A 10,320-nucleotide genomic window follows, 5' to 3' on the forward strand; every position below is an offset into this window, starting at 1 on the left:
TTCACTTCAATCACTATTCTTCCCTCATTTCAGGACTTAAGTTTTTAGCCCGTGATGCAATTTCGACATGGCGACCGTGAACCATTGGCCGTTGCAAAGGATTACCTAGGTAACCACAAGTCCGCTTGACACAATCACAAGTTTTAGGGTCATGGTTGCCACAAGTTGGACACTCAAACCCCCGTGCGGTTGCCTTAAATTCCCCTTCAAAGCCACACTTATAACAACGGTCTATTGGCGTGTTGGTCCCTAAGTATCCGACCTTGTCATAAGCAAAGTCCCAAACAGCTTCCAACGCCTTAGGATTTTGTTTTAAGTTAGGATACTCACAATAGTGAATAAAGCCCCCGGCTGCATAGCGAGGATAGTCCATTTCAAAGGTTAACTTTTCAAATGGGCTTGGATGTTTTCTGACGTCATAGTGGAAACTATTAGTGTAGTATTCCTTATCCGTCACATCCTTAACCTTGCCAAACTTTTGCAAGTCTAGGCGACAAAAACGATCAGTTAGTGACTCACTTGGAGTTGAATAAACACTATAATGATAACCTGATTCCTGTGACCATTGCTTGCAGGCCTGGGCTAAGCGTCTTACAATTTCAACCGTAAAATCATGCGCCGCTTGGTTATGCTCCCAATTGGGGCCATAAAAAGTAGTCGCAACTTCATACAAACCAATATATCCTAGTGAAACCGTGGCCCGCTCGTTCTTAAATAACTCCGCCACTGACTGATTAGGTTTAAGCCGCTTTCCAAATGCCCCATACTGATATAAAATCGGAGCATTTTCCGGTTTAGCATCTAAGGTCCGTTTCACTTTAAAAGCTAACGCTTCCTTGGCAAGTGCAACCTTTTCTGCGAAAATTTGCCAAAAAAGTTCTTGGTCTCCCTTAGCAAACAAGGCAATCCGCGGCAGGTTAATGGTTACCACCCCTAAATTCATCCGCCCTGAATTGACCTCTTTTCCAGTTTCATCACGCCAGCCTTGTAGAAACGACCGACAACCCATTGGCGCCTTGAAACTGCCAGTAATTTCCTTAATCTTGTCATACATTAAAACGTCTGGATACATCCGCTTCGTCGCACATTTAACGGCCAGTTCTTTAATATCATAATTAGGTTCCCCGGGCTTTAAATTAAGTCCCGCCTTAATCGTAAAAACTAATTTAGGAAAAATAGCGGTCCGTTTTTCCCGGCCCAAACCAGCAATTCTAATCTTCAGAATAGATTTTTGAATTTCTCGTGCTATCCAAGAGGTCCCCAAACCAAAGCCAAGGGTCGTAAAAGGAGTCTGTCCCTGGGAAGAAAAGAGCGTATTAATTTCATACTCTAGTCCTTGCATCGCATCGTAAATATCCTTTTTGGTCCGCTTTCTTGCAAATTCAATTTGCTTTGCTTCAGTGCTGATATATTCCTTAGCTTCAACCAAATGTTTTTGATAATTCTTTTTAGCAAATGGTTCTAAAACCTCATCGACTCTATCAGCAGAGCAACCCCCATACTGACTAGACGCAACGTTAGCGATAATTTGTGCCATTTGCGCTGTGGCAGTTTGAATCGAATGAGGGCTTTCAACCTCCGCATTCCCAATCTTAAAACCGTTGGTTAACATTTCTTTAAAGTCAATTAAACAACAGTTAGTCATTGGACTTAACGGCGTATAGTCCAAGTCATGGTAATGAATATCACCACGCAAATGAGCCTTGGCTACGTGTTCGGGCATCATCTTTAAACCTAATGTCTTTCCCACCGTTCCGGCCGTCAAATCTCTTTGTGTATTAAAAACCCGACTGTCCTTATTAGCATTTTCATGCACTAAGCGGGGATCATTAGCTTGCAATTTCTCTAGCCGCACCTTAGGGTCAGTCGCCTCTTGCCACTTCACTTGTCGTTCTTGGTAGACCTGATCGTACTTGGCTACTTCATCATCAAAGCCATTTTCAAGTAAGACCTGCCTAAAAATCGCCCTCATTTGCTTAGCAGTTACAACCTCTTCAATCCCTAAGGCTTGGAACATTTGACTTAATAAGAAATTTTGGTCTGCCTTTAATCCTAAAACATCCAATAAATATTCCAACTTATACAACATGAAGGGCATTTCTTCACCATCACACTTAATAAATTTGGTTGGCAAAATCAAACCTGTAACCACTTTCTTTGTTTGTACTTCCATGATTATCATCCCTTCAATCAATCAAAACTTATTTCTCCAAAAAATAATTACCACAGTATATTCTATACCACCAGTATAACAAACACAATATATTGTGTAAATAAAATAAAAATCGCACAATATATTGTATAAAATTATTACTGGCAATTTTTTATACATTCTGCTTGATTAAGGTTATAATGGGGAATAAGTAAGTAGGAAAGAAGGTCTTTTGATGACACTTGACTTAGAAAAAATCAAAACCCAAGTCCAGACCGGTTTAAAAGAATTGCTGGCTCAAGCTAACCTTGAAGCCGGGGACATTTTTGTACTAGGCTGCAGCACTAGTGAAATTCAAGGAGAACATATCGGTAAGGACTCTAATATTGAAGTTGGACGTACCGTAATTGCTGCCCTCCTTGAAATCTTGCGTCCCTTACAAATTAACTTGGCAGTTCAAGGCTGTGAGCACTTAAACCGCGCCCTAGTGGTTGAAAAAGCGGTTGCTAAAGAAAACCAGCTTGAAATAGTCACCGTCTACCCATCACTTCATGCGGGTGGGGCCGGTCAAATCGCCGCCTTTGAACAATTTACAGATCCAGTTGAAGTAGAACATATTACCGCCAAAGCTGGCATGGATATAGGCGACACTTCCATTGGCATGCACGTTAAATTCGTGCAAATCCCGGTTAGAACCTCTGTTAAAGAAGTCGGGGCAGCCCACACCACTTACTTGCGCTCCCGGCCTAAATTAATTGGAGGCAAACGAGCTAAGTACGAATGGAATCCGTTTAATTAATCGCAACAAAAAGAAGTCTGTAATTCTTACTACCAAGAACCACAGACTTCTTTTTTGCGATTAACCTAAATTTAATTGTACTTGTTAGTCAAACGTTCAAGTTGCCCCCTAAACTCGTGGGGGTAACGCTCAATCGTATGCTGCTCATCTACCAAGTAGTCTGCACGTTCCCCGTGCTCGCTTCTATCTAGGCCAATCAATTCTTCTTGTTGACTTACCCGCATCTTAATTACCAGCCTCAAAGCCGGAATTAACAGCAAGCACATTAAGCTAACAAATCCAATCGTTGCTAACGTCCCTAGGAGTTGTATACCTAACAAGTGCCAACCTCCACCATAACATAAGCCATTCTCACTAATGGTCGGGTTAACGGTCTTAGTTGCGAACGCTCCCGTTAAAACGGAACCAACGATTCCCGACACACCGTGACACCCAAACGCATCTAGCGGATCATCAAAACTAAGTTTGGGTTTCACATAGGTAACAAATACAAAGCTGACTAGGCTACACAAAAAACCAATCAAAACAGCACCAACGCTAGTTACATACCCCGCTGCAGGTGTAATACCAACTAGGCCACATAAAGCCCCTGTACAAACTCCAACTAAACTCGGCTTACCGCTCAGATAGATATCCAATCCCATCCAAGTAAGCATCGCAAATGCCGCTGCAACCGTCGTGACTAAAAAAGCGTTAACCGCTAGGCCATTGATTCCTAAAGCAGAACCGGCATTAAAACCATACCAGCCAATCCAAAGAATGGCGGTTCCACATAAAACCCACGGCAAATTATAGTGGCTAGTCTCTTTTTTTAGCCGTTTGCCAAGAAAAAGAGATAATAATAAGGCGGTAATGCCGGCGTTAATGTGGACCACAGTCCCCCCAGCAAAATCTAGCACCCCTAAGTTAGCTAAAATTCCCTTTGGTGACCAAACCATGTGAACTAGGGGATAATAAATTAATATCGACCAACCAACAATAAATGCCAGTAGGTAATTAAATCTCATCCGACCTACGATTGCCCCCACAAATAAGGCGGGCGTAATCAAAGCAAACATCATTTGAAAACTTAAGTAGGTACCGGTATCTAGACCTTGTTTAGGCAAAGTCACCTTACTTAAGTCCAAACCACTTAAAAATGGATGTTGCAGCTTACCAACAATTCCAAACAGATTGCCAGTAAAACTTAAATCATACCCAAAAGCTATGTAAATGATAACCGCTAACCCACAAATAATAAACACGGATAACATTGTGTTAACAACATTTTTCTTAGAAACTAAACCACCATAAAAGAAGGCCAAACCTGGAGTCATAAAGAATACTAAAATCGTTGAAATAATAATAAATGTCGTATTGGCTTCGTTTAACATCGCAACCACTCCTCTCTTATGTCAGAAATTATAACTTAGTTTTAATTTTTTACTACTGAAAATTAGGTTCATTAATACTTTTTTAATATTCAAGCCGTTAACATTCGGGTTTTAAGTCGCTATATCTCGGTTTTATGTTATTAAAAGTTACATAAAAAGGGTATCTCTATCAATCAACTTAGATAGAGATACCCTTTACTAACTTTTACTTTAAGCTAACGCTTGTAACAAACGCTCTAATTCAGTTAAAATCTCTGCTGGTAAGGTATCAGTAGGATGTGCTTCGTTATAATCCTTGACCCAATCACGTCTAATTTCTAAGCGAGTCTTCAACTTCAACAAGTAATCTTGGTCAGTAAAATCAACTGGATAACCTTCGATTGGCATGTAGGATAAATCTTCTAACTTACCAAACTGTTGCCAACCTTCTTGTTCGTTAACAACCGCTTCTAAAACGCCTAGCGTTACTTCTTTATTAATATCAATTCCATTAAAGGCGGCGGTATTAACAATGTAACAAGCCACGTTACGTTTAGCAAATAGCTCTTTAAAATCATGATAGTCTTCTGAAAGTGAATAAGCCCTAAACGGATCCGCAAATGGTTCAATTACTAAGGCATTTTTATCCGCAGCACCAACTACATTTTCGGCGTTAGAACGTTTAGTAGCCAGCGTAACCCCAAAGGTCGCCGCTGCAGTTGGATTTTCTAGCCTTACAATCGGTGGTAAACTATCATCCTTCATAATCCAAAAGATAGCGTCCATCGGACTAGCCTCTTTATCAACCCGATTTAGAGATGAGTAGCGCGACTTAATGGTCCGCCCATTACCATTCCGCAAATCTTCTGTGACCAATACCTTTTTGCCTTCCTTGTTAAGCGTTACCCCGACATTCATTAACGTCGTGAAGTAAGTCGTTTCCCTGGTACCAGGTAGGTAATCATTAGTTTTGTCAAAGTATGCTGGTTCTAGTGCTACTGACGAACCGTCTTGACGTGAAATTACAAATGCATCATCATGCAAGACGGTAATATCATACTTACCGCCATGCTTGGCATGAGTTAGCGTTGATTTACCTGAACCGGATAAGCCATAAAAAGCAAAAACTTTGTCAGGCTTGTCCTTGAAGTGAAAGGCCTTAGCCCCACCGTGACAGGCTGTATAACCATTACGGTGGGCGGTTGCCCATGCTAAGGTTAGCGTTCCCTTCTTAAGTTCTCCAAAGTAACGTAACCCTAAAACAGCAGCCACATTGTGCTTAGCATCAATAATTACCAAGCCATTAGGATACTTGTCATCTTGCCATTCTGGGTCTGCATACAGATAGATATCCCCTTCTGGATACTGTTTTGAATTAGCATATAGTTCTTGATACTCTTCGTTAATTGCTTGGAAATTAAGTAGATACGACAAGAGGTTCATCTCAAAGCCAACTGGAACTGCTAAGTGGGCTTTAAGCATAAAGTCCTTATCTAGTCCCACCACCACTTGGGTTTTATAGAATTTACGCTTGGAACCCTCGTAGAGTGCATCCCGCAAAACCTTAATTAGCTCTTCAGAGTTTTCCTTAGGATCACCTATTAAATGACGTGCAGCTGCGGTTCTCCCTACGACGGCCCCATGATTATCTACCAGCATTTTAGCGTCTGCCGGTAAACCTAATTCAGTTGTATGTATAATTGGCAAATCTGTTACAATTGTCGTTGGATTAGCAGCGGCTAATTTATAAGCAGTCGTCACATCATTGACAGCAACCATATTATTAGCATAAAAGGCTGTCTCAACAGTCGTTCTAACTTGTGAAAAAATCGGGTTAGCTTTTCTAATTTCCGTTTCAGCAAAACATCCTTGCGTACTCATCACAACCACTCCTAACTTTTACAGTCTTAATATAAAACGTTTTCAATTATTATTTTACCACATTTTATCGAAATTTTTATATTTAAACTAAAAAAGATCCTAAGAATATTTCTTAGGACCCTCTTATTTCCGGTCAAATACCGGTAAAAAAACTTATTTAATTAAAGCCGCACTATTATTCTTCAACGCGGAAGCGGTCTTCATCTGCCATGAATTCTTTTTCACCAGCAGGGGCTTCAATAGAACCGAATGGCATTTGGGCGCGTAACTTCCAGTTAGCAGGAATATTAAATTCCTTAGCAATCATTTCATCGATTAATGGGTTGTAGTGTTGTAATGACGCACCAACGCCTTCGTTAGCCAAGGCAACCCAAACTGCTTGTTGAGCCCCACCAATAGCTTGTTCTGACCAATCTTGGAAGTTAGCAGCGTACAATGGGAAGTTTTCTTCTAAATTCTTAACAACATCTGTATCTGTGAAGTAAAGAATAGTTCCAAAACCTGCTCTGAAAGTAGCAATCTTTTCTTGAGTCTTCTTGAAAGCTTCTTCGTTAGGCACTTCAGTTTCAAGCCGTTTTTCAACGATATCCCAAACCTTGTTTGACTTATCACCAAATAAAATTACGGCCCGAACAGTTTGGCTATTAAAGGCTGTTGGTGAGTGCTTAATTGCATCCTTGATTACTGTTGCTAATTCGGCTGGACTTTGCTTAACATTTTCCCCCAAAGCATAAATTGAACGACGCTTCTTTAAATCATTAATAACTGAATTTGACATTTTATCTCTCCTCTATATCTGTCTTTTCTTAACTATGCTTTTATTATAACACTTATTTTTAGTAAGTAAATATATTTTTCATACTTTTTGTAATTTTTTTACAGAAGCTTAAAAATAGCCGGTCCTTTCACGTAGAAAAAACCGACTATTTATACTAGATTAGCTTAAAAAAACAGTTTACTTACAATCGTCACTAACACTAAGAGTGCAGTCGAACTAATAAAAGCTGCCGCAAAAACACTGCGCCCTCTTTGAGCAATAACTCTAAAGTTAACGCTCATCCCTAAGGCTGCCATTGCCATCCCTAAAAATAGGTAAGCAGCTTGAACTAAGAAATCAAGCATAGCTTGGTTAAATGGTAAAAATGTTCCTGCCACGCTTGCTAAAATGAAGCCTCCCATGAACCATGGAATTGGAAGTTTCTTTTTAGATTGGCTCTGATTAGTAACCTTACTTGTTTTTTGATACCAAATTCCGACAATTAAAGCCACCGGCGCCAATAATAAGACCCGTGATAATTTCATCAGTAAGGCAGCCTGCAAACTTACAGAACCACCTGCACCACCAGTAGCAACCGCATGAGCAATTTCATGTAAAGAGCCTCCCGCTACCGTTCCAAACTGAGTTGCATCCAAGCCCAGTAGTGGCTTTAAGAAAATTTCAACTAGGGTGAAAAAGGTTCCCATTACGCAGACCACAGCCACTGCTAAAACTTCGTTTTCTCGTTTCCGTTCAGCAGATAAGTCTGAATCCTCTAACTGTGGTGAAACCCCCATAACGGCTGCAGCACCACAAATTCCGCACCCACAGGCTGTCAGTAAAGCTAGTTCCTTTTCAGCCCCAAATTTATGACAGAGATAATAGGTTAAACAGATTGTAAAAGTTACTGCCACTATTGCTAAGGTGATTGTCTTAACCCCAGCGTTAATTAAGGTCATCAAGTTTAACTTAAATCCTAACAAGATAATCCCTAACCGCAAAAATTTATTTGAGATAAAGCCTATCCCACCTTTAGTCTCTGCAACCACCTTAGGGCTAACTTGTAAGAACATTCCTAACAATAACGAAATTACCAGGGCACCTATTAGACTGAGGTAAGGTAATTTGGATAAAAACAAGCCCCCTAATGAACAAATCAAGGTGGTTAAAATTGCCAACCAAAAACTCTTAGTTTTAACTAATTGCGCCATTATTTTCCTCCTCATTTTAATTACTAAAATAATCTTAACAGAAAAATTGTATAAGTAAAAATAATGAATTAAGATATATACATAAGTAAAAATTATGGAAGTGTGAAAATGTTAGAACAAAAATACCTTACTTTTATTAAAGTGGCACAGCTAGGCTCTTATACAAAGGCGGCTAAACAACTCTTTATCAGCCAACCAGCCGTTTCACAACAACTTACTAGTTTGGAAAATGAATTAGGTGTCAAATTATTTACTTACCACAACCGCCAGTTAAAATTAACTTGCGAGGGGGAAAAACTACTCACTTATGTCCAGTCATTAAAGGTTCAGACTGATAAATTCATCACTAACCTGCACCATCCTAGCAGCTTGCAAACTAGCTTAACAATTGCCACAACTATGTCACTTGCAAATGAAATTACCCCTAATATTATCGCTAAGATTCAAGCAAATAATACCTTTACAAAGCTTAACTGTAAAATTGCTAATACTAAACTCTGTCTTGAGTCAGTTCAAGCAGGTAAAGTTGATTTTGCTCTAATAGAAGGCAATTTTCCCAAGGAAAAATTTTCCAGTCACATTATTACTGAAGAAAAATTTATCCCCGTCTGTTCACCCCTGCTTGGGCTTAACGCTGAGCAAACGTACCGCTTCAGTGATTTACTTAACTATCCCGTCATTTATCGCGAAGAAGGATCAGGTTCATATAATATTTTCAAAACCATTTTAGCTTCCCGTAATATTGCCCCCAGTGACTTTAAATTTAACTATCAAGTTGGAAGTCCCACGGCCATTAAGGCATTGCTCTTAAAGGGATTAGGAATTAGTTTTATCTATCAAACTGTTGCTAAACAAGAATTAGCTACTAAGCAGTTAATCCCACTTAAAATTGAAAACCTAAATATTACCCATCCAATTTATCTCGTTTATAGTAAAAACTCTTATTTTGCCAAAGACTACTTAAATATCCTAGGTCTATAGCTAAAAATAGCATTCAGCCATTTCACTGGCTGAATGCTATTTAGTTTGCTGTTCCTTTAGCGTCTTTCTCTACTCCGTCCGTTATTAAAAATGTCACCAGTTACTACTAGCAATTATCTGTGGACAACTTTTTGGACAACTATTTTTTCAAGAATACGAAGCAAGTCAAAATAAGCAGATTGCAAATACTTCACGATTTCTAACTGATTTTAACTGTAACTATAAAGAAAAAAGCCCGATTTCTCGGACTTTACTGTTTCTAACGGTTTCTAAAAATACCGGTGATCGGGGTCGAACCGATACGTCCCAAGGGACACTAGATTTTGAGTCTAGCGCGTCTGCCAATTCCGCCACACCGGCATAAAAGGCGGTAACCGGATTTGAACCGGTGATAAAGGTTTTGCAGACCTCTGCCTTACCACTTGGCTATACCGCCATAAATAACCAACAAAATACTGGGGTAGCTGGATTCGAACCAGCGCATGACGGTACCAAAAACCGTTGCCTTACCGCTTGGCTATACCCCAAACATACTATAATTCATATTAGGTAGTTGGATTCGAACCAACATGTATGGAGTCAAAGTCCATTGCCTTACCAGTTGGCTATACCAAATATGAAAGGGCGGTAGGTGGGAATCGAACCCACGCGTGCCGGAGCCACAATCCGGTGCGTTAACCACTTCGCCACTACCGCCATAAATTGGTCGGAACTAATAGGAATCGAACCTATATCTCAATGCGTTTTCCTTAAACTATAATTCCATAAAATGGAAGGGAGTGGATTCGAACCACCGAACCCGAAGGAGCGGATTTACAGTCCGCCGCGTTTAGCCAGACTTCGCTACCCTTCCATAATGGCGCGGGACGGAATCGAACCGCCGACACATGGAGCTTCAATCCATTGCTCTACCGACTGAGCTACCGAGCCATTAACTTATATCATTATTTGATATAAACGGTCCATGACGGATTTGAACCGACGATCTTCTCCGTGACAGGGAGACGAGATAACCACTACTCCAATGGACCAATTTCAATGGAGGATACAGGGCTCGAACCTGTGACCCTCTGCTTGTAAGGCAGACGCTCTCCCAACTGAGCTAATCCTCCATAAGTGACCCGTACGGGATTTGAACCCATGTTACCGCCGTGAAAGGGCGGTGTCTTAACCACTTGACCAACGGG

At 40.3% G+C, this 10,320-nt stretch carries 7 protein-coding genes and 10 tRNA genes (1 of these 17 only partly in view); 2 read left to right on the forward strand and 15 right to left on the reverse strand.

The window, feature by feature from the left end:
- Window positions 1–13 precede the first annotated feature (13 nt).
- Window positions 14–2,173: an anaerobic ribonucleoside-triphosphate reductase gene (gene nrdD, locus N4597_RS08350; RefSeq protein WP_207192541.1), complete on the reverse strand. Its 2,160-nt coding sequence runs from the start codon at window positions 2,171–2,173 to the stop codon at window positions 14–16.
- Window positions 2,174–2,387: 214 nt separating this feature from the next.
- Between nrdD and N4597_RS08355 the strand changes: the two genes are divergently transcribed.
- A complete protein-coding gene (locus tag N4597_RS08355) occupies window positions 2,388–2,951 on the forward strand; it encodes a TIGR01440 family protein (protein WP_050612527.1) in 564 nt (187 codons plus the stop codon).
- A 71-nt stretch (window positions 2,952–3,022) separates the two neighbouring features.
- Here N4597_RS08355 and N4597_RS08360 read toward each other — a convergent pair whose 3' ends face one another.
- The 4 genes from N4597_RS08360 to N4597_RS08375 all read right to left on the reverse strand — a co-directional run bounded on the left by N4597_RS08360 (window position 3,023) and on the right by N4597_RS08375 (window position 8,152).
- A complete protein-coding gene (locus N4597_RS08360) occupies window positions 3,023–4,324 on the reverse strand; it encodes an ammonium transporter (RefSeq protein ID WP_260903408.1) in 1,302 nt (433 codons plus the stop codon).
- Window positions 4,325–4,534: 210 nt separating this feature from the next.
- The gene (locus tag N4597_RS08365) at window positions 4,535–6,184 is read right to left on the reverse strand and encodes a phosphoenolpyruvate carboxykinase (ATP) (protein ID WP_094130328.1); all 1,650 of its coding nucleotides are present in this window, start codon (window positions 6,182–6,184) and stop codon (window positions 4,535–4,537) included.
- Between the two features lie 175 nt (window positions 6,185–6,359).
- On the reverse strand, window positions 6,360–6,962 hold the full coding sequence (locus N4597_RS08370; RefSeq protein ID WP_089144105.1) for a nitroreductase family protein: 603 nt from the start codon (window positions 6,960–6,962) through the stop codon (window positions 6,360–6,362).
- Between the two features lie 164 nt (window positions 6,963–7,126).
- Window positions 7,127–8,152 carry a YeiH family protein gene (locus tag N4597_RS08375; protein ID WP_089144104.1) on the reverse strand — a complete coding sequence of 342 codons (1,026 nt, stop codon included), beginning with the start codon at window positions 8,150–8,152 and terminating at the stop codon, window positions 7,127–7,129.
- 108 nt (window positions 8,153–8,260) lie between these two features.
- On the opposite strand from N4597_RS08375, the gene N4597_RS08380 reads away from it, so the two are divergent.
- Entirely contained in the window at window positions 8,261–9,133 is an 873-nt protein-coding gene (locus N4597_RS08380; RefSeq protein ID WP_172579684.1) for a LysR family transcriptional regulator, read from the forward strand.
- Between the two features lie 276 nt (window positions 9,134–9,409).
- Here N4597_RS08380 and N4597_RS08385 read toward each other — a convergent pair.
- The 10 genes from N4597_RS08385 to N4597_RS08430 all read right to left on the reverse strand — a co-directional run.
- Window positions 9,410–9,493: transfer RNA gene (locus tag N4597_RS08385), tRNA-Leu, on the reverse strand.
- A 5-nt stretch (window positions 9,494–9,498) separates the two neighbouring features.
- Window positions 9,499–9,569, reverse strand: a tRNA-Cys gene (locus N4597_RS08390).
- Window positions 9,570–9,588: 19 nt separating this feature from the next.
- Window positions 9,589–9,660: transfer RNA gene (locus N4597_RS08395), tRNA-Gln, on the reverse strand.
- 16 nt (window positions 9,661–9,676) lie between these two features.
- Window positions 9,677–9,749: transfer RNA gene (locus tag N4597_RS08400), tRNA-Gln, on the reverse strand.
- A 7-nt stretch (window positions 9,750–9,756) separates the two neighbouring features.
- Window positions 9,757–9,829 (reverse strand) — tRNA-His (locus N4597_RS08405).
- A gap of 74 nt (window positions 9,830–9,903) precedes the next feature.
- Window positions 9,904–9,986 (reverse strand) — tRNA-Tyr (locus N4597_RS08410).
- A 4-nt stretch (window positions 9,987–9,990) separates the two neighbouring features.
- Window positions 9,991–10,063, reverse strand: a tRNA-Phe gene (locus tag N4597_RS08415).
- A gap of 28 nt (window positions 10,064–10,091) precedes the next feature.
- Window positions 10,092–10,164: transfer RNA gene (locus N4597_RS08420), tRNA-Asp, on the reverse strand.
- 8 nt (window positions 10,165–10,172) lie between these two features.
- A tRNA-Val gene (locus tag N4597_RS08425) sits at window positions 10,173–10,245 on the reverse strand.
- A gap of 5 nt (window positions 10,246–10,250) precedes the next feature.
- Window positions 10,251–10,320, reverse strand: a tRNA-Glu gene (locus N4597_RS08430) (it continues 2 nt past the right edge of the window).

It is taken from the genome of Ligilactobacillus agilis (assembly GCF_025311475.1).
GTDB classification, from domain to species: domain Bacteria; phylum Bacillota; class Bacilli; order Lactobacillales; family Lactobacillaceae; genus Ligilactobacillus; species Ligilactobacillus agilis.